23 protein-coding genes and 1 pseudogene are annotated in these 26,304 nt (G+C 40.4%); 10 read left to right on the forward strand and 14 right to left on the reverse strand.

Going from position 1 to position 26,304, the window contains the following annotated elements; all coding sequences use genetic code 11:
* Positions 1 to 360 precede the first annotated feature (360 nt).
* Both BP549_RS15935 and BP549_RS05565 read left to right on the forward strand, forming a co-directional pair.
* The gene (locus BP549_RS15935; RefSeq protein ID WP_422655874.1) at positions 361 to 855 is read left to right on the forward strand and encodes a rolling circle replication-associated protein; all 495 of its coding nucleotides are present in this window, start codon (positions 361 to 363) and stop codon (positions 853 to 855) included.
* A gap of 196 nt (positions 856 to 1,051) precedes the next feature.
* A complete protein-coding gene (locus BP549_RS05565; RefSeq protein ID WP_292378857.1) occupies positions 1,052 to 1,999 on the forward strand; it encodes a formylglycine-generating enzyme family protein in 948 nt (315 codons plus the stop codon).
* 613 nt (positions 2,000 to 2,612) lie between these two features.
* Here the strand turns inward: BP549_RS05565 and BP549_RS05570 are convergent.
* Positions 2,613 to 3,572, reverse strand: a complete 960-nt coding sequence (locus BP549_RS05570; protein WP_292378859.1) for an MBL fold metallo-hydrolase — start codon at positions 3,570 to 3,572, stop codon at positions 2,613 to 2,615.
* A gap of 386 nt (positions 3,573 to 3,958) precedes the next feature.
* Between BP549_RS05570 and BP549_RS05575 the strand changes: the two genes are divergently transcribed.
* Entirely contained in the window at positions 3,959 to 5,134 is a 1,176-nt protein-coding gene (locus BP549_RS05575; protein ID WP_292378861.1) for a tetratricopeptide repeat protein, read from the forward strand.
* A 410-nt stretch (positions 5,135 to 5,544) separates the two neighbouring features.
* Positions 5,545 to 8,199 carry a bifunctional lysylphosphatidylglycerol flippase/synthetase MprF gene (gene mprF, locus BP549_RS05580; RefSeq protein WP_292378863.1) on the forward strand — a complete coding sequence of 885 codons (2,655 nt, stop codon included), beginning with the start codon at positions 5,545 to 5,547 and terminating at the stop codon, positions 8,197 to 8,199.
* Between the two features lie 40 nt (positions 8,200 to 8,239).
* Here mprF and BP549_RS05585 read toward each other — a convergent pair whose 3' ends face one another.
* A complete protein-coding gene (locus BP549_RS05585) occupies positions 8,240 to 8,935 on the reverse strand; it encodes a type 1 glutamine amidotransferase (protein ID WP_292378866.1) in 696 nt (231 codons plus the stop codon).
* A 450-nt stretch (positions 8,936 to 9,385) separates the two neighbouring features.
* On the opposite strand from BP549_RS05585, the gene BP549_RS05590 reads away from it, so the two are divergent.
* Positions 9,386 to 9,595 carry a hypothetical protein gene (locus tag BP549_RS05590; protein WP_292378869.1) on the forward strand — a complete coding sequence of 70 codons (210 nt, stop codon included), beginning with the start codon at positions 9,386 to 9,388 and terminating at the stop codon, positions 9,593 to 9,595.
* A gap of 159 nt (positions 9,596 to 9,754) precedes the next feature.
* Here the strand turns inward: BP549_RS05590 and BP549_RS05595 are convergent, their stop codons facing one another.
* From BP549_RS05595 to BP549_RS05610, 4 genes are all read right to left on the reverse strand, one after another.
* Positions 9,755 to 10,180: a hypothetical protein gene (locus BP549_RS05595; protein ID WP_292378870.1), complete on the reverse strand. Its 426-nt coding sequence runs from the start codon at positions 10,178 to 10,180 to the stop codon at positions 9,755 to 9,757.
* Entirely contained in the window at positions 10,167 to 10,379 is a 213-nt protein-coding gene (locus BP549_RS05600) for a helix-turn-helix transcriptional regulator (protein WP_048106925.1), read from the reverse strand. The genes BP549_RS05595 and BP549_RS05600 overlap by 14 nt, the downstream gene beginning before the upstream one ends.
* A gap of 590 nt (positions 10,380 to 10,969) precedes the next feature.
* Entirely contained in the window at positions 10,970 to 12,541 is a 1,572-nt protein-coding gene (gene metX, locus BP549_RS05605) for a homoserine O-acetyltransferase MetX (protein ID WP_292378875.1), read from the reverse strand.
* 2 nt (positions 12,542 to 12,543) lie between these two features.
* On the reverse strand, positions 12,544 to 13,887 hold the full coding sequence (locus BP549_RS05610; RefSeq protein WP_292378877.1) for an O-acetylhomoserine aminocarboxypropyltransferase/cysteine synthase family protein: 1,344 nt from the start codon (positions 13,885 to 13,887) through the stop codon (positions 12,544 to 12,546).
* Positions 13,888 to 14,797: 910 nt separating this feature from the next.
* Between BP549_RS05610 and BP549_RS05615 the strand changes: the two genes are divergently transcribed.
* On the forward strand, positions 14,798 to 15,529 hold the full coding sequence (locus tag BP549_RS05615) for a hypothetical protein (protein WP_292378880.1): 732 nt from the start codon (positions 14,798 to 14,800) through the stop codon (positions 15,527 to 15,529).
* 442 nt (positions 15,530 to 15,971) lie between these two features.
* Here the strand turns inward: BP549_RS05615 and nadA are convergent, their stop codons facing one another.
* From nadA to nifS, 3 genes are all read right to left on the reverse strand, one after another.
* On the reverse strand, positions 15,972 to 16,292 hold the full coding sequence (nadA, locus tag BP549_RS05620; protein WP_292372534.1) for a quinolinate synthase NadA: 321 nt from the start codon (positions 16,290 to 16,292) through the stop codon (positions 15,972 to 15,974).
* Entirely contained in the window at positions 16,273 to 16,662 is a 390-nt protein-coding gene (gene nifU / locus BP549_RS05625; protein ID WP_292378883.1) for a Fe-S cluster assembly scaffold protein NifU, read from the reverse strand. The genes nadA and nifU overlap by 20 nt, the downstream gene beginning before the upstream one ends.
* Before the next feature lie 136 nt (positions 16,663 to 16,798).
* Positions 16,799 to 17,956: a cysteine desulfurase NifS gene (gene nifS, locus BP549_RS05630; protein WP_349682344.1), complete on the reverse strand. Its 1,158-nt coding sequence runs from the start codon at positions 17,954 to 17,956 to the stop codon at positions 16,799 to 16,801.
* A gap of 302 nt (positions 17,957 to 18,258) precedes the next feature.
* On the opposite strand from nifS, the gene BP549_RS05635 reads away from it, so the two are divergent.
* Positions 18,259 to 18,639 carry a transcriptional regulator gene (locus tag BP549_RS05635; RefSeq protein ID WP_292378886.1) on the forward strand — a complete coding sequence of 127 codons (381 nt, stop codon included), beginning with the start codon at positions 18,259 to 18,261 and terminating at the stop codon, positions 18,637 to 18,639.
* Positions 18,640 to 18,723: 84 nt separating this feature from the next.
* Here the strand turns inward: BP549_RS05635 and BP549_RS05640 are convergent, their stop codons facing one another.
* Positions 18,724 to 19,377: a PKD domain-containing protein gene (locus tag BP549_RS05640; protein ID WP_292378888.1), complete on the reverse strand. Its 654-nt coding sequence runs from the start codon at positions 19,375 to 19,377 to the stop codon at positions 18,724 to 18,726.
* Between the two features lie 774 nt (positions 19,378 to 20,151).
* Between BP549_RS05640 and cysK the strand changes: the two genes are divergently transcribed.
* From cysK to BP549_RS15855, 3 genes and pseudogenes are all read left to right on the forward strand, one after another.
* The gene (gene cysK, locus BP549_RS05645) at positions 20,152 to 21,078 is read left to right on the forward strand and encodes a cysteine synthase A (protein WP_292372530.1); all 927 of its coding nucleotides are present in this window, start codon (positions 20,152 to 20,154) and stop codon (positions 21,076 to 21,078) included.
* A gap of 79 nt (positions 21,079 to 21,157) precedes the next feature.
* Positions 21,158 to 21,784 (forward strand): annotated as a pseudogene (gene cysE, locus BP549_RS05650) (serine O-acetyltransferase); the annotation flags it as partial.
* Between the two features lie 18 nt (positions 21,785 to 21,802).
* The gene (locus tag BP549_RS15855; protein ID WP_394339065.1) at positions 21,803 to 22,105 is read left to right on the forward strand and encodes a metal-sulfur cluster assembly factor; all 303 of its coding nucleotides are present in this window, start codon (positions 21,803 to 21,805) and stop codon (positions 22,103 to 22,105) included.
* A 118-nt stretch (positions 22,106 to 22,223) separates the two neighbouring features.
* Here BP549_RS15855 and thiE read toward each other — a convergent pair whose 3' ends face one another.
* From thiE to BP549_RS05670, 4 genes are all read right to left on the reverse strand, one after another.
* A complete protein-coding gene (gene thiE, locus BP549_RS05655; RefSeq protein ID WP_292378893.1) occupies positions 22,224 to 22,895 on the reverse strand; it encodes a thiamine phosphate synthase in 672 nt (223 codons plus the stop codon).
* 160 nt (positions 22,896 to 23,055) lie between these two features.
* Positions 23,056 to 23,841: a hydroxyethylthiazole kinase gene (thiM, locus tag BP549_RS05660; protein ID WP_292378896.1), complete on the reverse strand. Its 786-nt coding sequence runs from the start codon at positions 23,839 to 23,841 to the stop codon at positions 23,056 to 23,058.
* 238 nt (positions 23,842 to 24,079) lie between these two features.
* Entirely contained in the window at positions 24,080 to 24,886 is an 807-nt protein-coding gene (fdhD, locus tag BP549_RS05665) for a formate dehydrogenase accessory sulfurtransferase FdhD (RefSeq protein ID WP_292378898.1), read from the reverse strand.
* A 16-nt stretch (positions 24,887 to 24,902) separates the two neighbouring features.
* Positions 24,903 to 26,084: an aminotransferase class V-fold PLP-dependent enzyme gene (locus tag BP549_RS05670; protein ID WP_292378900.1), complete on the reverse strand. Its 1,182-nt coding sequence runs from the start codon at positions 26,082 to 26,084 to the stop codon at positions 24,903 to 24,905.
* Between the last annotated feature and the right edge of the window lie 220 nt (positions 26,085 to 26,304).

The raw sequence follows: 26,304 nt of genomic DNA on the forward strand, positions 1-26,304 counted from the left end.
AAAAAGTGTAATTTGTTGAGTCAAGAACTATATTTCTTCGTTTCTCAAAAACGAAACGGTCAAAGAGTTCATCTTGAATAAGCAAAGCTCACCGAAGATCAAAAACGCAAGCAGTAAACACTACGAAAAACTTGACGGTCTAAAAAGATCCGGTCCCGAAAGACTTGAAGTCAGTCTAAAATTAAACAGAATAAATAAATCCGGATATTATAACAAAGAAACTAAAGAATTCCTATACTAACACCATCAAACAAGAAATAGACGAACTCTTCCAAAACTATTGTAACCGGGTCCGCAAAGAAAAAAATAGTTCTCTCCCGCGCTCCCGATAAAAACCCAGTCTTCGCTCGGGATATAGTAATCAACTATCAAACCCGCTTTACCTCTTCAGCCAGGCAGAAACAAAACCTAGACGGATTCAGAGCAGTCTATAAAAAAGCAAGCAGAAGGCACGTAAAAGGAGTCTTCTTAACTCTCACCTCAAACCCTAAAGGCGGTTCCCTCTGGCAAATAAACAAAAAAACCCAAACAGCTTGGGGAAAATTCTCGAAGTTTCTTGGCCGATGCCTGCCGAAGCGTGCCGAATGGATCAAAGTAGCAGAATTTCAAAAAAACGGAATGCTACACTATCACGTCTTAATTGTCGGTACAAACTGGCTCCTCCACAAATCCGTAATACAGTATGCTTGGGTCCACTACGGAGGCGGGCCGGTCCTGGACATACACACAGTAAAGAAAGAAGTCGCAAAAGATGATGTCCTTGATGCACTCGCGGCGGCAGTCACCGCAAAATGGGTCAAATGTATGGGTTTCAGTACGTACCCAGCGAATCCGAAAAAGACTCTGAAGGGCTGATTATCCAGATGGTTTTTATATTCCATAAGTGAATGCTATATAAATCTCACAAGCTTGAATTTCAGTGTAAAGCTTCCTTTGAGTATATCCGTCGTCTGTTATGATTAAACAATTTTGGGTTTCAAATTCAAGGAAGCAGTCAACAGCAAAGGAAAAGGATAAAATCTTAGAGAATATCTTTGTTTATCAAACCAAAGTGGTGAGAACACTGATTCCTGAAAAAACTATCTCTGCAAATTGTAAAGGTTCAGAAGAAATTAAACTTCCTATATCTGACGATTTAATTGATAGTTCAATCAGTAATTCAACCCACAGTTCTCTTGGTATTCCAGTGAATAGCTTAAAGGATTACGAATTCTGTAACTCAACAAATGACTTAATTAATACTTCAATGGAGAATTCAATCGAGAATTTATCCAGCAATTCACTAATTAATTCTATCGGAATGGAGTTTATCCTGATCCCTGCCGGAGAGTTTGATATGGGCTCTCCTATACGCGAAAAACGGAGAAAGCTTTGGGAAAGCCCTGTGCATAGAGTAAAAATCGAAAAACCATTCTACCTGGGTAGGTATCCTGTGACACAGGAACAATGGCGGAAAGTCATGGTAAATAACTCTTCATATTTTAAGGGCGAAAAGTGCCCGGTTGAAAACGTTTCTTGGACTGAGACTCAGGTCTTTTTCCGGAAACTCAATGCTCTGGAAGATGCCGAAGGAATTAACCAAGCTTACCGCCTTCCTACGGAGGCGGAATGGGAATATGCAGCCAGGGCAGGGACTGAAACCTCTTATTTTTTTGGAGATGACGAATCGAAACTTATAGAATACTCCTGGTTTCTGGAAAATTCCGGGCTTGAAACCCATATGGTAGGCCTGAAAAAACCAAATCCCTGGGGACTTTATGATATATATGGAAATGTAGGGGAATGGGTACAGGATGAGTACCATATCAGTTACAAAGGAGCCCCGGTAAATGGAAGGGCATGGGAAAATCCTTTCCCAAGCGTATCCACTCCAGTTAGAGTAAGGAGAGGCGGAGGATGGAACGGAAATGCAGGCTGCTGTAGGTCGGCTGAAAGACTTTTTGCTGCTCAGGATAAAAGGTTAAACAGTCTTGGGTTCAGAGCTGTCATGGAAGTATAAATTACGAAATGACAATGGAACTCGAATAGTATCAGGTTTCGGATAAATACCTGATATAAAACAAATAATACAGCATTTAACCCTATTTTTTGAGTTTAAACAATTATTCGAATTGACTAATTTAAGTGGCTAATTTTAACTGACTTATTTAGATTGACTCATTTGAAAAACTGGTTTTTTTCTTCTTGTTTATTTCTTCTTGCTCCGAAAAAGTCAGTTATAAATTATAATTCAAAACTTCATCTTCAGAACTCTTGCCCCTGTCTATTTTACTTTGCAGGCAGGGGCAAAGGAGTCTCAGACAATTTCGACAATCTAGGAGGCAACTTAGATTCCGTGTCTGTTTGGTAGAGACACTTACCTATACTACTAGCTGATATTTAACACTTTTGTATATTTTCTTATTACTTCATATTAAAAATAAGTAATAAATACATACACAATTTAAAGAATCTATTTTAAAGACATACTGATGATTGATTGACACTTTAATTACCTATGCTGTCTGAGCAATTGCTAGCCTAACAGTTACTGTAAAACAGTTATTGACTGTACAACGATCTGACATTTACTGTCGACGCTAAGGCTTTGATCTTATACACTCGACCTCAGGTTAAGGCTCCCCTTCAAGCACATAAGTTGTACCTACCGTATTGAGCAGGAATTTTTCTGGCATCACTTCTGCAAACCGGTTTATAGCTTTCCAGCCCGTGCAGTGCATGGGTATAATATAATCAGGATTTATCCTTCTCATTTCGTCAATTGTGGGCTGAATTAGCGGGTCAAAAATCCCACCTGTCAGATGGAAACCTCCGAGTACTGCATGGATCTTATCCATTCCTGTAAGTTTCTTGGCATACTGAACTGTATTGATAATTCCAGCATGGGCACAGCCGGTAATTACCACTAGTCCCTTGCCTTTCAATTTAATTACAAGTCCCTGATCATCCCGAAATGGGTCAGCAACCCAATTTCCATCAATTTTTGCTTCAGCCCATGGGAATCCTTTTTCAAACGCTGTTGTGCGTTCCACTTCTCCTGTTGTATAAATCAGGCCATCCGCAACAGGAACAGGTTTTTTGGACTTTATAGGAATGGCTCCTGAAGCTTTCAGGACAGCTTCTTCGAGTGCAGGCATTGTGGAAGGAACTCCAACTGCTGGAATATTAATACGCCTTTCAAGAAAAGCCTCGGGATGAAGAAAAAGCGGGATTTCTTTTCCTTCCTTTTCATGTATAAACTTCAAGAGATCAACAAGTCCGAGAAAATGATCTGGATGCCCATGACTAAGGATAATGGCTTCAAGCTTGCTCAGGTCAACCTTCAAAAGCTTTGCATTATTAAAGAAGCAGGCTGGAGTTACTGCTGCATCCATCAGTATTGTATGTTCCTCAACCCCGGAAAAGACTTTGATTAAGCACGAAAGCCCATGTTCGGCAAGAAATACATGAGGGAGAGATAAATGTGGCCTTTTGCAGATGTCATTACTCTCTGTTACCAGCATGTCCGTGTAATTATCCACCAGGACTGTTACCTCCAGCCGATCGGCTTCCCGAATGTTCAGTTTACTCATATAAGCCACCATATATTTTCATAATATGAATTAATGACCTTAATGTATTTTCAATATTTTCAGCTAATTCATATGACCTTCAGGATGGGAAACTTTAGATCTTTTTTCAAAAGAGGGCTATGAAATATCTGAAAACTTCTATGAAGCCTGAAAAATCTATGACATAGGACACTTTTAATTATAATATAAACTGTCATTCGGCAGTACTTTCCATAAATCTCATGCTTATCCGGTTATTTAAAATAGGTTAGCAGGATCAGTTTAAAATAAGAGAAGGGAGTCTGAAATAAGATTTCTCCTGGAATTTGCCTCCCAGAGGGGAAAGGGTGGAGGGCAATCAACTTTGAAAAACGCATCACCCCTACAAATGATACCGGATAGATAATATGGAAAAAAATCCCAAAAGAAAGACAGACAGCACAGTAAAGGCAGGCAAGCCAGAAAAAGCAGATAAGGAAGGTAGGAAAGGCAGAACACCCGGGAAAGCTGCAGTTAAAACTCGTGATACTGCATATGACCGCCTGAATAAGACCCTTGCATCCCACGAAAAAGCCCTTAAGAAAAACCCAGAGGATGCAGCAGCCTGGGCAGGCAAGGCGGCAGTGTTTCTAAAACACAGGATGTACAAGGACTCCCTTAAATCTATTAAGAAAGCTCTTGAAATCGAGCCTGGAAACCCTCGTTACCTTTACGAAGAAGGTTTTGTACTTCTGCAGCTCGACAGGGAAGGAGATGCGCTACAGATTTTTGACAGATTGCTCGAAATAAAACCTGATAGTGACAAAGCCTGGAATCTCAAGACTTCAGTACTTTGCAGGCTCAAACAGCACAAAAAAGCCCTTGCAGCCTCTGAAAAAGCCCTTTCTGACAATCCGAAGCTTACAGGTGCCTGGCACGCAAAAGGTTCAGTGCTTGCGGATCTGGACCGATATGAAGAAGCTATAGAAGCCTATGATGCCGCGCTTAAGCTTAACCCGAACCTTGCAAGAGCCCTTGTGGGCAAAGGATTTGCTCTCTACAGCTTGAACAGGCCCGTAGAAGCCATGATAGCTTATGACGCTGCCCTCAAAATAAATCCTGACAATGCAAAGACCTGGATAGGAAAAGGTCTTGTCCACCTCAAACTCGGCAAATCCAAAAGAGCCCTTGCAGCCTGCAACAAAGCAATTTCAATAAAACCTGATTCTGCTGACGCCTGGTATTGCAAAGGCATGGCCCTTTCCGGCCTAAATAAAAATGAAGAAGCTCTTGGAGCCCTTGAAAGAGCCCTCAGGCTCAATCCAGATCATGTCGATGCTAGAAAAGCCAGAGCCTCCGTAAATTCCAAACTGGGAATCTATCTGGATGAAGACGAAGAGGAAAGAATGGAAGACGAGAAGGCAAAAATGAAACGGAGTGTGTGGACAATAAAAAAGCCAACAAGCGAGATAATAAAGAAAATTCGGGATCAGGAACGAGAGAACAGAGGGAAAGGAAGCGAGAAGAGCGTAAGAGCAGGAAAAGAGCACAAGACAGGTGAACTTAAGAAAATTTCGGCCAGAGGAAGAGAGAATAAGAAATGATTCTCCTTCTCCCTCTTGAGTATTTTAGGGGTTGTTAGTCAGGATGTTGGTATCATTATAAGGGACAGTACTCTTATTTTCCTGTTCTTAACTTTCCCGTGCGATTAGTGACTTACCTCTTCATTTGTCTTTTCTTCGACCTCTTCTTTTACCACTATTTATCTCTTCTGCATCAGGCGACTTAGAAATCATATAACTCAAAAATTTGCTTTTAAAATTTTCCTGGAATAGAGCCAACATGTATATATCATAAGGGAATAACTTTGACTGTTGGAATTGAACTTAAAAAAATTGAAAGAGATGTCCAACAAAGTTAGGTGAGAAATTAAAAGAATTAGATGAAAAAATGAAAAGAATTGAATGAAAAAATAAAATATTAACTGAAGAAATAGAATTTAAATGAAAAAGCTTTGATCTCGATAACAGACAGAGGAAGTATGCGGGAAAAAACCCTTAAAATAGAGAGGCTTGCAGGCTACCTTCTGCCAGTGGTTATATTTTCCCTGGCTTTGTGGACCCTGGATAAACAAATACATCATTTACACTCGATGTATATCGTCAAAGGTATTACCAGCATTCCACTGAGCCATATAGAGCTTGCATTCTTTTTAACTTTCTTGAGCTATCTTACTTTAACAGGTTACGATTACCTGGCAATTCGTCATATTAACCACCCTATGCCTTATAAGCAGACTGCCAGAGCCTCTTTTATCAGTACATCCATAAGTTATAGTGTTGGTTTTAATGTTCTGACAGGAAGTTCCCTGAGATACAGGCTGTATTCAAGAAACGGGCTGAATTTACGTCAGATATGGGATATTATAATTTTTTGTATTCTTACCTTCTGGATTGGCTTTTGCTTTGTAGGAGGATTGCTCTTCACATTTTATCCTGTGAAACTATCGGATTACGCACCTGAAATTCCTGTCCCGTTAAATCTTGTTGGAATTCTATTACTGCTAGTTGTTGCAGTTTATTTCTTTTTCTCATTCAGAAAGTTGAATTTCAAGGCAAAAGGGTACCAGATCAGCGTTCCTGAACCGAAAATAGCTTTCTTGCAGCTTGGCTTATCTTCAGTAGATTACCTGCTTTCGGGAAGCATTGTCTATTTTCTTTTACCTTCAAACCCACAGCTTACCCTGCTTCACGTCCTTGTGTTCTTTGCACTGGCGCAAATTATAGGGCTGATAAGTACTGTACCTGGCGGGCTTGGTGTTTTTGAGACCCTGATGCTGTTTATGCTGGAACCGTATTTCGGTACGATCGATATAATCAGACCTCTTCTCCTCTTCAGGACAATTTACTATTTCGTGCCTTTCCTGTTTGGGCTGCTGGCCCTCATATACTATGAATATAAAGAAAGAGACGAATTTCTAAGGAAAATTGAGAAAGCTACATGTTCAAGCTTATCCGAGTTAGCTCCTCAGATTTTTTCGATTCTTGTTTTCCTTGGAGGCGCCTCCCTCCTTTTTTCCGGAGCTCTGCCTTCAAACCCCAAATACCTTTATGACCTGACTTACATTGTTCCTCTGCCATTAATCGAAGTTTCCAGGCTTTTTGGAAGCATTATGGGGGTATTACTCCTGCTTCTGGCAAACGGGCTCTGGAAAAGAATCGATGGAGCTTATGTTCTCTCGCTTGCCGTACTTTTGATGGGAGGGGTTTTTGCCCTACTGAAAGATTTTGATTATCATGAAGCTGCAGTGCTTTTTACCTTATTTTTCTTTTTGCTTCCCTGCAGGAAATATTTTTACAGAAAATCCTCGCTTATGCATCAGTCTTTTAGTAGCAGGAATATGATTGCAATAACTCTGGTACTTGTTAGCTTCGTCTGGCTTGGCCTCTTTTCATATCAGAATGTAGAGTATTCAAACGAGCTCTGGTGGCAGTTTGGGATTAACTCCCAGGCCTCCAGTTTTTTAAGGGCTACAGTCGGAGCTTTCGTCCTGCTTCTTGTTTTTGGGGTAGCAAAAATGCTGAGCCCTTTTTCCAGGGACATTCACATGCCAGGAACAGAAGAAATAGAGCTTGCAAAAACAATCATTAACCAGAGTCAGGAAACGGCTGGAAACCTGATGTTTACCGGGGACAAGTATCTGCTTTTCGATGACGAAAAAAAGGCATTTTTGATGTATGGAGTTTCCGGAAAGACCTGGGTCACAATGGGAGATATTGTTGGAACTAGCAATCAGGCAAAAGAGCTGATCTGGGACTTTTATGAAATGAGTAAATTTCATCAAGGAAGGGCTTCTTTTTATGAGGTGAGCGAAAAACATATTCCTATTTATCTTGACCTCGGCCTTACCCTGATAAAAATCGGGGAGGAAGCAAAAGTCTCTCTTGAGAATTTTACCCTGGAAGGAAGTGCAAGCAAAGACTTCCGCTATACCGTAAGGAATGTGGAGAAAAAAGGCTACTGGTTTGAAATTGTCTCTAAGGAAGCGGTTCCAGGCCTTATGCCTGAACTCAGAAAGATCTCGGATGCCTGGCTGCAAATGAAGGCAGGAAAGGAAAAGCGATTTTCAATTGGCTTTTTTGACGAGAAATACCTGAGCAACTTCCCGCTTGCCCTTGTGAGGAACGAATCAGAGATCGTTGCTTTTGCAAACATATGGTCAGGTGCGAGTAATGAAGAAATCAGTGTTGACCTTATGCGCCATAGTCCCGATGCTCCCGACAGGACAATGGAATACCTTTTTGTCAAACTAATGCTCTGGGGAAAAGAAAAAGGATACAGGCGTTTTTCTCTTGGAATGGCTCCCCTTTCAGGGCTTGAAACGAGGCAATTTGCGCCCGTCTGGCATAAAGTCGGGTCTTTAATTTTTACACATGGAGAACATTTTTATAATTATAAAGGACTGCGAGATTTTAAAGAAAAATTCAATCCTGTCTGGAGCCCGAAATATATCGCTCTCCCAAAAGGGCTCAAACAGGGCCTGGTCTTGAAAGATATTGCGGCCCTGATCTCAGGGGGAGTGAAAGGAATTTTCTCAAAAGAGAATAAACGAACAGCAAGCCGTATAGGGCGTCATGCGCCGGAAAAGCTGTCAGAAGAACTCATTTAAAATCGTCACTCAGTTAAATGGCTGAATAGCTGGATATTCTTTAAATCATCTTCTCAAACTTATCCAGCACTAAAAACATAAATTCCTTTGTGCCGGCAAGATATTCTCTCTGCCCGAGCATTTTCTCTTTTTTCTGGACAAACGGCCCATTTTCCATTCCATTCCCAAACCGCTTGATCAAATTCTTAATTCTGTCTTCATTCACTTCAGGGTGAAATTGAAGCGCTACAACCCTGCCCCTATAAACGAATCCCTGATTCTTGCAGCCCTCGCTTTCAAAAAGCTGAACAGCTCCTGAAGGTAGGTCAAAAGTCCTAGAATGCCAGTGAAAAACCGAGATTTCGTCCGGCAGCCCTTTGAGAAATTCCGGCTTATTCTCGCTCCTGGATGCCCTTACGGGAAACCATCCCATTTCCATGTGCAGGTTTTCATAAACGCGAGCCTCGAGGATGTCGGCAAGCAATTGAGCGCCAAGGCAAATTCCAAGTATCGGTTTTCCTGCTTCGATTGCCTGCTTGATAAACGCTTTTTCGTCTTTCAGCCAGGGATTTTCTTCATAGTCATAAACTCCAATAGGGCCGCCCATGATAATAAGAAGGTCAAATGAATCAAGTTTGGGAGGGTTTTTCTTTTTGTAAAAATGAGTTGACTCAAGCATGTGATTTTTGATTTTTGCGTATTCTTCAATGGTGCCGAGAGTATTTATTGAAGAGTGCTGAATAACTTGGATTTTCATGAGAGATCAGTTATAACTTAGGACTTAAGTATTTGTATTTGATTTAACAATGATTTACTCAAAATAATGTGTAAATCTCAAAATAATGTGTTAAATACTGCTATATGAAGAAACTTTGCCCGAGTCTCCTTTTTAATGTTTTCAATATTTCTATGGCCATCTTCTCTTTCAAAGTTGATGAAGGAATAAAATAGTTGGCTATAAAGGAATGATTTCTGCTACTAGACCGTTACAAAGTCTTATTTTTACTAGTTTTTTAATAGAAAACGATCGGTTCCAGCCTCGCCGGATGCAAGATCAAAATAAGTTTAATTTCTGCAGTTCGTGGAAAGTTTCACTCTTCTTAAATAAACCCATAGAATACTCGACTGAAAATAAACTTATTTATATTCCAGAGTGCAGTTATAAAGCTGATCAAGAATGAAGTTTGACACTATAATACGTAGTTTTTTGATAGCCATTTTAGTATCACTTATAGCATTAATTATAGAAGGAGCTTACTACGGACTACTTCTTGGGAATACTTATGCTCTCACTGCTGGTTTTGTCAATAACTATTCAGATTTAAGCAGCCCTGCAAATATGATATTCCTTGCTATAATATTCGTCGCAACGCTTATAATAGCCTTAAGTAAAATCTCTAAAAGAGAAAGAATATAAAAAGATAGGAGAAATCCGACAATGGATGAAATGGATTAATACAGAAAATCTGACAATTATATTTTTACAGGGCGTTGGATATTTTCTTTTTTATTTTGTTTAAGGTAACCGGTTACAACCTCGCATTTGCACTGGGCTGGAATGATAAATTTGCAGATATCAATATCGGTTATTATAATAATTATATAATGATATGGATAAAATACCCTGTGCCATAATTAAAAAACCGAAAAGACAAAGAACCCAAAATTCTGCGCCCATGAAACCTAAAATAAATATGATAACAGTATTTAGGTATAGCATATATTCATTCGTTTTGAAACCGGCTTTTTCCCTGATGAGAGTATTTCTTTCGTCTTTCATTTCAATTTCGAGTTGTTTCTTCTCCTCTGTGGATTCCTTAATTACAAAAAGCTTCAAAATATTGTCAACTGAATGTCCGAATATCAGTAATGCTATTACAAGTGGAATAATAACCCGAATATCCCTGCCATATAATTTTATAGTAAATAAACACCCTATAATAATTCCTGCACTTATCCCAACTAATATATAATTTTTAATTTGACTATTAATTTTTATCATTTTTTTCCTCCTCATAAATGAAGATTTCTTCAATTGTAGTGTTAAAATATCTGGCAAGTTTAAAGGCTAAAATGATAGACGGGTTATATCGTCCGTTTTCTAGAGAACCTATTGTTTGCCTGGAAACTTCCAGCGCTTCAGCGAGTTCTTCCTGCTTGATTCCTTTTTGTTTTCGTAATATTTCCAGCCTATTTTTCAAACTGGGATCTCCCCTAATGGAAAGTAAGCTTTCCATTTGTGGAAAGTAAGCTTTCCATATACTTAATCTTATCGCTCTCAAACAATTTATGCATACTTTCCACAATCCGGTAAAAATAAAAAAAGTTTCAAATTTCAATGATTGTTCAGCCAACCATAAATTTTGATTACTCACAAAAATTAAACTTGAAATTGAGGCTTTGTAGAAAACCTATCTAAATCAGTTTCAAGAGGCTAAAACTAAATAAGCAAAAATACACTCAGCTAATTTAGTTCAAATTGATTGAGATCTTTTATTTCAGAGGATTTCTACAGAGCCGAAATTGAGGACTTTATCTTCTGCCCCCAAAGTTACTTGGTAAAACTAATTTACGAAGACTAATATACAAAACATCAACCTGCAAAAAATAATATATAAAATTAGCTTGCAAAGTATAATTTACAAAAACGAACTTACAAAGCTAACTCACAAAAACTAATTTACTAGAGCTGGAAACATAATTTTTTCCTTTCAAAATTTGCGTTGTGCTGGGAAAAAGAATTCGGATTTTAAATCCTCCGATTATTCAAAATTAATTGAACTTTCCTGAGTTAACTGAACCTTCCGATAAGCGCACTTATGCTTTCACTCGTAACCATACCTATAATTCGGTTTTCGGAATCAATTACAGGAAGCGCGGAAATCGAATAATCTTCCATTATTGAAGAGGCGGTCTCGATTTTTTCACCTGAAAATACGTATTTCACATCGCGAGTAATTATTTCATCCAGTTCGGTGATTTTGCAGGCGACGGCTTTTGTAATATCCCAGGAGGTAACGATGCCTTCAAGCTTTCCGTCTTCGGACACGACAGGCAGGTGGTTCACTTTCTTTTTTACCATAAGGACTGAGGCGTTTTCTATCGTTTCATCTCTAGAAACCGAATAGAAATTCTGGTTCATGATGTCACTTACAAGAATCCGAGAGAGAAAGCCCCGTATAAGATAGTTAAGCTGTCCTTCCTCAAGCAGGAAAGCATCATGCCCGTACTGAGACCTGATTTCCTCGTATTTGGCATCAACCCCGTTTGCGGTAAGTGCAGATACTATCTCCTGGGATTGATAAGGAGGGTAGAGCCAGTCTGAGGTTATGGAAATCACAAGGAATTTTGCAGTAACTTCAGAAAAACCTTCTATAAGGGACCCGCTCTTTGAAAGGTCAAAAAAATCTACGGCTTTTGTAATATAAAGATAGGAATTGGCATCAAAACGTTTCGTAAAGGTATCTCCCTGGTGATTCAGGTAACTTTCGACCTGAAAATACGAAGAACGGTCCGGGAAGGTTTCTGAAGAAGTTTCTGATGATGTTCGCGAAATATTCGGGCCTGCCTCAGTCTGCTGAGCTCTCCCAAACTTCTTTTGCATCGAAGCATCGCTTAAATAAGTAATATGACCTATCATGCGGGCAAGTGCCAGACCCTGTGCAGGTATCTTCTTTCCGTAGTAGTTTCCCCCGTTCCATTTCGGATCATCGGTTATAGCTTTCCTTCCGATAGCCCCAAATGCAATTTGCTGCGGGGTCGTGGACGCAGTTGTTGCGATTGCAATTGCCTTTTTTACCATTTCAGGATAGCTGACCGTCCATTGAAGTACCTGCATACCACCCATCGAACCGCCTGCAACAGCAAAAAGCTGTTTTACTCCCAGGTGCTCAATAAGTTTTTTCTGAGCATTTATCATATCCGCAATAGTAATTACAGGAAATGAGATGCCGTAGGGCTTTCCGGTTTCAGGGTCAATAGAAGAAGGGCCTGTAGAACCTTTACAGCCCCCCAGTATGTTTGAACAGATAACACAGTATTTTTCCGTATCAAAGGCCTTATTCGGGCCAATTACGATGTTCCACCAGCCTGGCTTTTTGTCTCCTGCATGAAACCCGGCAGCATGGGCATCGCCTGTAAGAGCATGACAGATCAGGATAACATTACTCTTATCGGCGTTCATTTTCCCATACATCTCGTACTCTATCCTGACATTTGAGAGGGTCTTTCCGCTCTCAAGCCTGAAAATTCCAGGAATTTCATAGTTTATAGAACGTACAATTCCCAGATTCTGGCCCTTTTTTGTCGAAAGAATGTTTTTATAAGAAGAAATCTGGGAAGGAAGCTGGTTTGAGACTTCCATAATCAGACCTCGGAGAGTGCCTGATCGATATCGAAAATCAGGTCTTTTGCATCCTCAATTCCTATGGAAAGCCGGATAAAGTCCTCAGTTACGCCGCAGGCAAGCTGTTCTTCCTTTGAAAGCTGTTCGTGGGTGGTTGAAGCCGGATGGATTACAAGGCTTTTTGCGTCCCCAATATTTGCGAGGTGAGAAAAGATTTCAAGCCCCTCGATAAACTTTTTGCATTCTCTGGCTCCGCCTTTGATCCCAAAGCCTATTAATGCACCGTAACCTGATTTAAGATATTTCTTTGCAAGCTCATGGCTGCCATGGGATTCAAGTCCAGGATATGAAACCCAGGAAACCTTAGGATGCTTTTCCAGGTATTTTGCAATCTCTAGAGCATTGTCACAGTGTTTTTTCATCCTGAGAGGCAGGGTTTCAAGTCCTAGGCTTAACAGAAATGAGTTAAAGGGAGAAATACACGCTCCGGTGTCCCTAATGAACTGCACTCTAGCTTTTACAATAAAGGCTGCCTTTCCAAAGGCTTCTTTATATTTCAAGCCATGATACCCGGGATCAGGCTCGCAGATTTCAGGGAACTTTTCAGGGCTCCAGTCAAAATTTCCGGAATCAACAATTACTCCTCCTATGGAAGTCCCGTGGCCGCCTATGAATTTTGTCGCTGAAAGTACGACTATATCTGCCCCGTGCTCAATTGGCCTTAAGATCAGGGGAGAAACCGTATTGTCCACGACAAGCGGAATTCCTGCAGCATGGGCGATTTCTGCGAGTTTCTCAAAATCAGGAATATCAAGCCCGGGATTTCCTATTGATTCTACGTAAAAGGCTTTTGTTTTTTCGGAGATTGCATTTTCGAATTCTTCAGGTTTACCGGCATCTACGAATTTTACGGTTCTCCCGAGCTTGGGGAAAGTATAATTGAAAAGCTCGTAGGTTCCTCCGTAAAGCTTGTCTCCTGAAACAATCTCGTCTCCGGGCTTTGTAAATGTGAGAAGTGTGGTTGTAATTGCAGCCATTCCTGAGGAGGTTGCAAGAGCGCCTATACCTCCTTCAAGGGCAGCGACTCTTTTTTCAAAGACATCGGTTGTAGGGTTCATCAGGCGGGTATAAATATTGCCTTCTTTCCTAAGCCCAAAAAGGTCGGCTGCATGATCAGTATCGTTAAAAACATATGCTGCGGTCTGATAAATCGGAATTGATCTTGCTCCTGTAGCCGGGTCGGGTTTTGCGCCTGCATGTACAGCAAGGGTAGAAACTCCCAAGCCGTTGGACTTCTTTTTTGTCCGACTTTCCTTACTTCCCTTGCTTTCTTCTTCATTCGGGTTTCTATTCTTGTCAGTCATTTTGTCTTATCTCCAGGCTAATTCTCTATCCTGCCAGGCTGTTTATCAATATATTTCAATTCTAATTACTTATTTTAAAAGTCAGGAGTGAGAATCGAACTCACATAATTCCGGGTTGCAGCCGGAAGCATAGCCACTCTGCCATCCTGACACTCATCCTCTTCTCATACATTCACAATTGTGAACAATCATCACAATTGTGATCTCGGTATATATAGTTATCCATATATAATTAAATGCCAAGTGGTTAATTACTTCTAATAATAAGTATTTGTATAAATAATTATCCATGGTAATGGCCAAGGCGCGAATTTAAGAATTCCAGGAATCTCTCGTGAAAAACTCGAGGAAAGGGTCAGAAACCCTTTCCTGTGCTTCAATTTTATAGCAATAGCTGGTGAGAAACGCAAAAAGCTCCATTTGAGATGCTAATAATGTTGCTTCGGCTCAACAAATCTCAATTTCCTGAAGGATACTGCTGATAGAAGAAACTTATGGAAGCAGTTGTCGGGGATTTGTTAGAAGGTGCCGCCGCCGAAATATAGAAAAGAAGTCATAAAACACCCCGAGAACCATATTCGCTATATTGAACCTGTCTTTTCACCGAGCGCTAGCTCGGGCCAGTCCGAAAAAGCACAAAAGAAGACAGGTTTTTAGCACATAGAATCCCATACTTACTTTTTTATCTATGCTGAATTCGGGGTTTGTTTGATATAATTGTTCTCTAGCAACCAGAAAATACATATTTGCTCTACTTTTGATGCTTACTCCTATGAATATATATCAGCATTTAGCTATATAGATTTCAAGTTAATAAATATTTTTCAACAAAAAGATTATCTTGTTTTGAGATATATCTAGATATAATCTGGGAAAAAAGCTAAATGATTGAAAATTGGTCATTGATACTTTGAGCATCCATAAATATGTAGAATTTCCAGTAGGTGTAAACAAAAGATGCCTTGATAATTACTGCTATGAGCTGGATAGGAGTACTGACACGTTAACAATCACATCAGAAGGAGATTTTTATCATTTTCCAAAAGAACGGGCTCCTTACCTCGTTAATAGTTTAGGTCTGGAAAGAATTAATACCGTAAAAAAGATATCAGTCCTATTGTCATTGTCTTCACTTCTTATATTACCCTTTCTTCAATTTTTTAGACAAATATTGGGAGAGGCTTACTGGCCTTTATCCATTATATTGTTTCTTGGAGGCATAATGTTTTTCTTTATTTCTTCAGATCTACTTGAAATCGAAGATTATTACAAAATATCAAAATGTAAAAAATGCAATCGAGATTTTGCCTACGAAGAAATTAAAAAGCCTCTTGTCAAAAAGGTAAGCACTTACGACGATTATGAAGAAACAGAGACAAGGTACTTTAAATGTAAGTACTGCAATGATGAGGATCTCAAGATAAAAAGCATAATTAAAAATTCTAAATCCAGAAAAAGAAGGGATCCTAAAAAAGGAAAAGCCTGTAAAGGATGCGGAAGACGATTTTCGTTAATAGAATACAGATACCCTGATACGCATTTGGAATCTATGAATACCTCAAGAACAATCAGACACTATAAATGCAGATATTGTAGATATATGGAAATCAGCATAAAAGATGAAGTCGTCTCCACAGACTAAGTAAAAATAATGCAGTAAAAGCTTCAAAAAAACATTTACCGTCAATTTACCTATTTTTTACCGAGCGCTAGCTTGGGCCAGTCCTAAAAATCATGAAAATTAAATAAAAGGTTTTAGAGGCACAATTCAGTGAATTTTCCTTTTTTATAAAAAGAGGACAAGAAACTATCCTTTTTCTTTATTTTATATTATGGTAAAGCCGCACTGCGTGCGGGACAATCTCCGTTTAAGATGCTAATAATGTTGTTTTGGCTCAATATAGCTCACTAATCTAGGCGGACTGCTGCCGAAAAATAGAAATTTATTTCTGAATCTCCGCCAAAAATTAGTCCTCTTGAGCGAAGCGCAGCGGAGCGAAAAGGACAGCACACTGTAGAGCCGCAACTCTGCTGAAACGGACGCCGTGCTCCCGAAGCGAAACTCGGGGCGTAATTCGGGTGCTTCACTTTCGGCTAATCTCAAGCATCCTGTCCAGGGCTTTTCTGGCTTTTACCCTTATATGCTCCGGGACATGAATCTCATATTCCAGATTCTGCAAGCTGTTCAGAATAGCCTCCAGAGTGATTTTTTTCATATTGTAGCAAAAAGCCTTCTCTGAGACAGGATAAAATTTCTTATCCGGGTATTTCGCTTTCAGGTTTCGAACAATTTCTCTCTCAGTTCCAATTATAAATTCCGTGGAATCTGAACTTCCCGCTTCTTTCACAATTCCTGAGGTACTGAGAATCCTGTCTGCATTATTCTTATTCTGTCCACGGCTCAAGCCCTTTTTTCTTTAGATAATTATTAATTGCCTCGTGGATTGCTTCTTCTGCAAGCATTGAACAGTGCATTTTTATTGGAGGAAGCCCATCAAGGGCCTCTGCAACGGCTTTGTTTGAAAGTTTCCATGCCTCTTCCAGGGTTTTTCCTTTAATCATTTCAGTTGCCATGCTGCTTGATGCGATTGCAGCTCCACATCCAAAGGTCTGGAATTTTACATCCGCAATCCGATTATCCTCAACCTTGAGGTAAATTTTCATTATATCTCCGCATTTTGCGTTTCCAACCTCTCCTACACCGTCACTGTCCTCAATACTTCCCATATTTCTCGGGTTTGAAAAATGATCCATTACTTTAAGGCTGTAATCCATGAACTGTCCTCCAGTGTTACCTTTTGATTATATTTTTTCAGTTTTCGAGTTATTCAAAAAATATTTAAAATTTTTAAAAATCTTTGAAAGACCTTTAAATGACTTTAGTTCTTTCAATATCATGAACGGTTACCCCTCAAATAGTCCTGTATTCTTTAGGGGTCAGTGGGGACATATTTCTGAGCTTTTGCACGATTTCAGGCAAAACCTCAAGTACCCTGTCCACATCTTTTTTGGAGTTTATCCTTCCGAGGCTAAGTCTGAGTGAACCGTGAACGATTTCGTGCGGGACTCCACAGGCTGTGAGCACGTGTGAGGGTTCGAGAGAAGATGAATTACATGCGCTTCCGGTAGATGCGAATATCCTCTTCGCATTCAATAGCAGTAGAAGCGATTCGCCCTCTATGTATTCAAACGTGACATTTACATTATTTGCAAGCCTCTGTGTTGGATGTCCGTTGAGGTGAGTTTTCGGGATTATCAGAAGATTTTTGATAAGGCGCTCTCTCAGCTCCAGCAGAGTTTTGTTTGATTCTTCAATTTCGGCTGTTGCAAGCTCTATAGCTTTTCCAAGACCCACAATGGCAGGGACATTCTCAGTTCCGGCCCTGCGTTTTCTTTCCTGGGCTCCGCCGTGCAGAAGAGGGTCGATTTTTGTCCCTTTTCGGATGTAGAGCGCTCCGCAGCTCTTGGGACCCTCAAACTTGTGCCCTGAAAGGGAGAGAAGGTCAATATTCATTTTTTTGACATCAATTGGGACATGGCCTATTGCCTGCACGGCATCCGTATGGAAGTATATCCGGTTCTCTTTCGCGATTTTCCCGATTTCGTCTACAGGCTGGATTGTCCCTATTTCATTGTTCGCAAGCATTATGGAAATAAGGATAGTATCGTCTCGAATTGCCTTCTTCAACTCCTCAGAGGATACCATTCCATATTTGTCCACAGGCAGGTATGTTACCTCAAAGCCCTGCCCTTCCAGCCAGGCGCAGGTATGCAGGACTGCGTGGTGTTCAATAGAAGAGGTGATTATGTGTTTTCCTTTACTCCGGTTTGCAAAGGCTATCCCCTTAATTGCCCAGTTATCGGATTCTGTTCCTCCTGATGTGAAATAGATCTCGCTTTCTTCAGCCCCGAGAACATTAGCGACCTTTTTTCTTACTTTGTCTATTGCATGTTTTGATATTTTTCCAATCTCATAGATAGAAGAAGGGTTTCCGAAATTCTCAGTTATGTAGGGAAGCATCTCTTCGACAACTTCTTTCCGTATAGGAGTTGTAGCCGAGTTGTCCATGTAAATAGCCTTGTTTTCAATGGTCACACTTACACCTTCACAATCGTGAATTAAAATAACAATTGTGACTATATAAGTTTTATTGTAAGATACTCAGGGAAAAATTACAGACATACACGAGAAACTCCAGAATTTTTTCGGAAAATTTTGAAAGTTGTTAAAAATCGAGCCGTTCTCTTGAAAGTTTTACTTCTTTGGAAGTCGGCAGGGAATCTTATTATTATTTTTGTTACTGAAAATAATATATATGTACATAAGATATATTCGTTCTCAATTGTAAAATCAAAGAAGTGATGATAATTATGGAAACTCCGTGTCAGAAGATTGTGTGGGATCTGGTCCCCGCAATAAGGGCCAGTCTTGCAATCGAACTTGTAAAAAAAGGACAGTCACAGGCAGCGTCTGCAAAGTTGCTAGGGATTGCCCCGTCGGCAGTTTCCCAGTATATTTCGGGAAAAAGAGGATACAGGATCGAGTTTCAGGGCGAGACGAAAGAATTGATCGAAAAACTTGCTCAGGATTTGATCGACAACACGGTCGCTGACTTTGTAGTAAGAATCTGTGAGATCTGCGTAAGTGCCAGAGGAATTGAAAAGAAGTGTAATAGCGGTTGTGGCCCGGAAAAACAAGCTGAAAATAAAACAGAAGATAAAGCAGAAGATCAAGAAAAAACTGAAGCATAAAGCCGGAGTTTATCGGTTTATCTACTGTTTTTCTGTATCCTGTTAAAATAGCTACTTAAAAATGGAAAGGGACCTTTCCCTTTATTATTTAACAACTACTTTATTACTGACACTCTTGTAAGAATTATCAATACTGTATACAGTCAGATAAACTTTATAAATTCCTGCTTTTTTATAAGTGTGGGTTGGATTCTGTACAGTTGATCGGGAACCATCACCGAAATTCCAGTTCCATTTCATGGGTTTAGCCCCTGAAGTTGTATCTTTAAAGGTAACTTTCTTTCCAGAGATTACGGATTTGAAACCTGGAACAAATTTTTTAGACTTTTCTCCAGATGATATTGTAATGGCTGCCTTTTTAACCATATTCACACAACAACTTCCTGAACCGTATGCAGTCACTTTTACATCATAGGTTCCGGATTCTTTTATAATGCACGAACAGGTACATATCCCTTTTTTCGTGCACTTTGAGCAGTAGGAACTGCAGGAACCGGCTACCTTTCCGGTTTTGGAATCCGTTACTGTATACTGGACAAGTTTAACAGGGCCTGATATATAACTTGTAAACCCGACTTTCGATGGTGCGGTTTTGCTTGTAGGATTTATTGTAACCTTGGTAATCTTCAAGTTACTACATGTACCTCCTTTGCAAGATACCTGTGGAGCGCTTGCCATTGCAGTAAATGGCATCAAAACCAATAGAACTATTACAAAGAGAATTGCTTTTCGTTTCATCGTTTTCTATTATTTAACAAACTTAACCATATAATCTTGGAAGTGGGCTAAATAAATTTTTAAAGTTGTGTAAATTTATTTAGTATTTAATTTGAAAATAAAATGACATTTAGATAGTATAAGCGGGAAAAGTCAAAATTTTTACCAATTAAATATTTAAATTATTTTAATTTTTTAATTAGTGTCGGTTTATTTTTAATTTTATAGTAAGGAATATCAAATCGAATGATCGGTTTTCTTCCTTATCATTTATCATTTCACCAAGTAGCTATCAAAATCGTCAAGCACTGTTAATATTAAATTGACAGGAGTGTATAAAAAAGAACTTAGAGCTTGTAACACTCATCCAAAAGCCTAAAAGCCTATTAGAAAAGACGATAATGACGCTGTAAAGTTACTACAATATATCTATAGTATCCAGGGTATCCAGGGTATCCAGCATGTCCAACAGCTCTGATTCTGATACTGCCAATTTTAAGGATACAGAAAATCATAACATTTTTTGGATATGCTCTTAATTAATCGGATTCTTTTTAGTTCTAAAGTATTATGGTTTTTCAATTAAGAAATTTCTCGATAACTATATTTAACATAAGATTAATTCACAATTGTGAATTTCTGTAAATTGCCTATATGCTGCAGCAGTATTAGCTACTCAAAACAATGATTGGTAGTTTATAATATAAGATGATTAATATAATTAATAATATATTAGGATCAAGTTAAAAATACATGGAGCCTTGAATAGATAGGCTACGGAAGACGGTAGATAACATGGGGCGAATATATTCCGATATAACCTGGACAATTGGGAATACTCCGCTTGTCAGGTTAAACCGCATAACAGAAGGTCTGCATGCGGATGTGTTGGCTAAAGTAGAGTCCTTTAATCCGATGGGAAGTGTAAAGGACAGAATAGGGCTATCAATGATTGAAGAAGCCGAACGCGAAGGGAAAATAAAAGAAGGAACCACAATCGTTGAACCCACTAGCGGTAACACTGGTATTGGACTTGCATGCATCTGTGCCGCCCGTGGCTATAAGCTCATACTGGTTATGCCTGAAACAATGACAGTAGAACGAAGAAAATTACTAAAAGCGCTGGGAGCAGAACTTGTCCTGACTCCGGGAACTGAAGGAATGAAAGGGGCAGTCAATAAAGCCGAGCAGATGGCTGCTGACGATCCTTCGCTTTACTTCATACCCCAACAATTCCAGAACCCTGCAAATCCTGAAATTCACAGACGGACAACAGCCGAAGAAATCTGGAAAGATACTGACGGCAAAGCAGATGTTATTGTAGCAGGCGTGGGGACAGGTGGAACTATCACAGGTGTTGCAAGCGTCATCAAAAAAAGAAAACCCGCTTTTAAGGCGATTGCAGTAGAACCTGCCGAATCTCCCGTGCTTAGCGGCGGAAGCCCTGGCCCACACAAGATCCAGGGTATAGGTGCAGGTTTTGTTCCGGACGTACTTCAGCTTGAACTGATCGATGAGATAATCCGGGTTACAGGAGATGATGCCGCTGCCACAGCCAGGCGCCTGGCAAAGGAAGAAGGTATCCTTGCAGGGATATCCTCAGGCGCTGCCACTTATGCTGCAATTGAGGTCGCATCCAGGGAAGAAATGAGTGGGAAGACCATTGTTGTGATCTTGCCGGATACGGGAGAGCGTTATCTAAGCACTGACCTGTTTGACTGATTTATCAGTGACTATTTGATTGATCCATCTAACAGCTGGCTGATTAATCAATATGACAATTAACACCGGAAGATTTCAAATGGGAATCAGGGAAGATATCAGAACCGTTTTCAAAAAAGATCCCGCAGCAAGGTCTACGCTTGAGGTAATCTGCTGCTATCCGGGCCTGCATGCAGTCTGGGTACATCGGATATCTCACTGGCTATGGAATAGACACTTTTATTTTCTTGCCCGTCTGCTATCTCACATCTCAAGAATGTTAACAGGTATTGAAATCCATCCTGGGGCAAAGCTTGGACGGCGAGTTTTCATAGATCACGGGTCAGGAGTGGTAATCGGAGAAACTGCTGAGGTAGGTGATGACGTTTTGATATATATGGGAGTTGTATTAGGCGGAACAGCTCTGGAAAAGGTAAAGCGTCATCCTACAATTGAAAACGACGTAGTTATTGGTTCAGGAGCATCCATACTTGGGCCAATTACGGTTGGAAGAGGAGCTAAAATAGGCGCCGGCTCGGTTGTGATTAGGCCAGTTCCACCCGGAGCTACTGTCGTGGGAGTGCCTGGAAGGATTGCAGAGCCGCAGCCCTCAGTTTCTGCAGGACAGCTTGATCATGACAAGCTACCTGATCCTGCCCTTGTTATTATAAGCCAAATGCTTGACCGACTGAGTCGGCTGGAAGAGCAATTCAAGGAGCATGAAAATTTAATTTCCGGACACGAGATGGCTCCGCAGAGTACCGAAATAAGAAAAGAGGATCAAATCTATTCTCGACTAAAAGAAGTCATTGACCCTGAAGTTGGAATGGATATTATCAAAATGGGCTTTGTCAAGGAAGTAAATGTAAACGGAACCAGTGTAGATGTAAACCTTGTATTGACAACAAGTGCCTGTCCAATGATTGAGTACTTTAAGGACGAGGTCAAGCGAAAAGTCCTGAGTATTGGCGGGATAGAAGACGTTAGCGTCAATATCCTTGATGAGCCCTGGAGCTGGGACCGGCTCAAAAAACAAGTAGTCCACTAAAATGACTATTTTTAGAAATTCTAAGCCTTTTGTGGAGAAGAAACGGAGAATAAATATTTTGTATGTTTTTTATCCCAATTCTTTTATTCCTTTTGTTTCAATTTCTTATATATTTGTTTTATTTCTTCTTGTGCTTTTTTGATCTCTGGATCAGGTCAATAAAATATTTAGTCTCTGTTTTTACATCGTCACTGCATACGACTGCAGAAATTGCGACCAGGCTGTCAGCTCCACTTTGAAGGATAATATCAGAATTTTTCTTATTTATTCCGCCAATAGCGACTACGGGAATCTTTATTACCTTTTTAACTTCTCTTATTTCATGTAAACCGATTCCGTCTCCTGCGTCTTTTTTTGTAGCAGTATTAAATATGGGGCCAAGACCCACATAGTCAGCCCCAGCTCTTTCTGCCCGAATTGCTTCCTCCCTATCACATACGCTAAGACCGATTATCTTGCCTTCGCCAAGAAGCTTTCTCGCCATTTCAATAGGCATGTCGTCCTGGCCTATATGAACCCCATCCGCATCAATCGCTAAAGCAACATCAATTCTGTCGTTTACAAGAAATATTGCCCTGCCACTGCATATACTCTTGATTTCCGAGGCTTCGTCGACCATCTCTTTAGTACTTTTATCCTTTTCTCGGTATTGAACAATTCTGCAGCCTGCCTCTACTGCCTCTCTGACATCGGATAAAGTCCCTTTCTTCGAAAGTCCGGAATCTGTTACGAGGTAGAAGTCAATTTCTTTTAAAAGGGAACTTTTCCGGTTGAAGCCTTTCTGGTTCATAATGCTTAGTCCATCCAGTAAGCACGTTTTTTAAAACGCTTTTTGTACTCCATATTCTTCGAGCTTAAGGTTCTTTTTACCGAATATATCATTTTCCTCTTCTGAGCTCACGATTCTTCTCTTTTTCCTCGGAACTTACTGCTTTCCTTTTATTCTGAACTCACATTTCCTCAAAGTTCATCATGCTTTTTACTTTCTCATCTGAAAGGTTAAACACTTCATCATAAAGGTTAACCTTGAAACTTCCAGGCCCACTTGATCTCCCGGCTGCAAGTTCACCTGCAATTCCAAAGTAGCATAACGCTTCTTTAGAAGCTTCGCAGTAATCCGGATTAACGGCAGCAAACGAACCTATTACCGATGCAGCCATGCAGCCTGTCCCGACAATCGACCCCATCAACTCATGCCCGTTCTTGACAATAAAAACCCTCTCTCCATCGCTTATAATATCTTCTTTTCCTGTCATCACAACAATGGAGGAGCTTGACTTTGCAAACGCTTTCGCGATTTTCGCAGGATCCGCATTAATTGAAGTTGCTTCAACCCCTTTTGTCTCAGCGCTTTCGCCTGCCAGTTTTGCAATTTCTGAGTAATTTCCTTTTACAATATCGACACGGACAGAACCAAGGATTTTTGCAGCCATTTCATCCCTGAATTTCGTAGCTCCAACCCCAACTGCGTCAAGCACGACCGGAATTTTCTTTTTATTTGCAGCGGCAGCAGAGAGAAGCATGGAATCAATAATTCCGGATGTAAGAGTTCCTATATTAAGCACAAGAGCCGATGAAATCCCTGTCATTTCTGCACATTCTTCAGGAGCATGCGCCATTACAGGCAGCGCGCCAAAAGCTCTTGTCATGTTCGCGCAGTCGTATATAGTTACCCAGTTTGTTATATGATGTATGAGGGGTTTTGTTTCTCTTATTGTTTTTAATGGGTTATTCATAAGATTCCTCAAGAGGCGTTTTGAATTCGATATGGTTTGAAATGATGTTGCTTTGAAATGACGAGTGATTAAAATCAATCATGATATATTGGTTAGCAATATTTATTTGGCAAATAGTTAGAACTCATAAATAAACATTAAGGATCTGGAATTAAACATTAAGGATCTGGAATTAAGCATTAAAAACCCGGAGTTAAGTATAAGAGTCCGGAATTAAACACTAAAACTCCGAATAAGTTTACTCCGGATTTCTTATCCTTTCTGCACCTGTGTAAATGTTCATTTTCTGGCTCCGGACAAAACCAATAATAGTTAGGCCAGCTTGCTTTCCCATACTTATAGCAAGCGTGGTGGTTGCACCTCTGGATGCAATAATAGGAATATTAGCCATAAGACATTTCCTTACCATCTCCGAAGAAAGCCTTCCAGAACAGGTTACGATTGTCCTTGAGAAGTCCACACTATGTTTCAGTCCATAACCTATTGCCCTATCAAGGGCGTTATGCCTGCCTATATCCTCGATTATGCAGATCTTTCCTTCAGGCCCGAAAAGCCCGACAATATGTATGCCGCCTGTCCTGGTATGGAGGTCTGAGACGAGCGTTTCTTTCATTATACTCTTTATTGTTGAGACATCAGTGACCAGATCCGATTGGATTTTCGGAAGACGATCCGCATCCACATATGAAGTGTCGCCTCCACACCCTGAAAGGACAGTTTTCCCTGAAAGCATGATTGAAAATGGATCTTTTGTCAGGACACTGGCACTGAGAGGGCTGACACCATCTACTTTTTCTTTCTTATCTCTGTTTTCTTCTTTACTTTTTTCTATGTGCAGCGATTCGATATCCTCGAGCTTGCGGATAATCCTTTCTGTATATAAAAATCCTATTATAAACTCCTCAAGCATTGTCGGGCTTACCATAGCGGTTAGAGCATGGCGGCCGTTGACAAAGACTGCAAGAGGCAATTCCATTACGACTTCGTGAGATGATGGGACCATTAAACCGTTATCATATTTTATACAGGGAACCGTGATGTACATCCGTATATCATACTCCTTACAGCATACGAGAGATTTCTTCAATTGTTTCGATAAGCAGGTTAACCTCTTCCAAGGTATTATAGAGGTAAAGACTTGCCCTCACAGTGCCGTTTTGGAGTCCCAGGTGTTTCATTAACGGGATACAGCAGTGATCTCCAGAACGGACAAGCACTGCCGCTCTTTCGTCAAGCAAATAGGCTATCTCGTGGGGGTGAATCCTGTCTATGGTAAAAGAGACAACCCCTATTCTGTTTTTAGAGTTCCGTGGCCCATGAACGACTACATTTTCGATTCCGGTAAGCCCTGTGAGAAGATGTTCAGTCAGCTTCTGTTCGTGCCTGAATATGGAATCCATTCCCAGGCTTTCAAGATATTTTACTGCCTGCGCAAGCCCGATTGCACCTGAGATATTCGGGGTGCCTCCTTCAAAGCGCTGGTAACCGCCAGTCAAAGTATATCCTTCAGTTGTGACGTCCTCAACTGTACCTCCACCCAGTATGAGGGGAGAAATTACCTCATCTCGCATCCACAGCACGCCAGTGCCAGTAGGCCCGAGCATTTTATGACCGGAAAAACATAAAAAATCGCATCCCAAAGCCCTGGAATCCACTGAAAAATGGGGAACGGATTGAGCCCCGTCAACCAGAAAATAGGCTCCCTGCGCTTTGCAGATTTTAGCAATCTCCTTGACAGGCTGCAAGGTGCCAAGAACATTTGAGGCATGGCTTACTGCAACCAACTTTGTATCAGCGGTAATTGCTTCTTCAAATATCTTTATATCAAAAATTCCATTTTCACCAGGCTGAATAATGACTACTTCAGCGCCTTTCTCACGTAGTCGAAGCCAGGGAAGCAGGTTAGAGTGATGCTCTACAATTGTTGTAACGATTCGATCTCCGGGCTGCCAATCAAGGCCGGCTGCAACCATGTTGATAGATTCGGTCGTATTTTTAGTAAAGACTGTCGTGCCCTCTTTCCCACCAATGAAGCTGCTGATTAGCTCATGTGCGTCCTGATACCTCTGGGTTGCAACCCTTGTAAGCCTGTGCATCCCCCGACCAACATTGGCACGGTACTGTCGGTCATATTCGTTCATTGCAGCGATTACAGGTTCAGGAACAAGGCTGGTTGCCTCACTGTCCATATAATGGAGATATCTGGGTATTTGAAAGTCAGCCATGCAATCTTCAATTTTCATAGCACTTCATCCATACTTCTGTATCCTTTAAGATAGGAGGGTAATGTATGAAAAACTACAATCCTGCAATACCTCTAATATTCAACCTCGCATGTTTACTGCCTTCTCGAATTCTTCAGGTATCAACTCGATTCTTGCAATTTTACCATGTAATCTTAAACGCAGATTTGAAAAACCCAGATCGTGCAGCAAATTCTCTGCGTTTTCTATATTTTGCAGC

The sequence above is a fragment of the Methanosarcina sp. UBA289 genome, from assembly GCA_002496565.1.
Lineage (GTDB): Archaea > Halobacteriota > Methanosarcinia > Methanosarcinales > Methanosarcinaceae > Methanosarcina.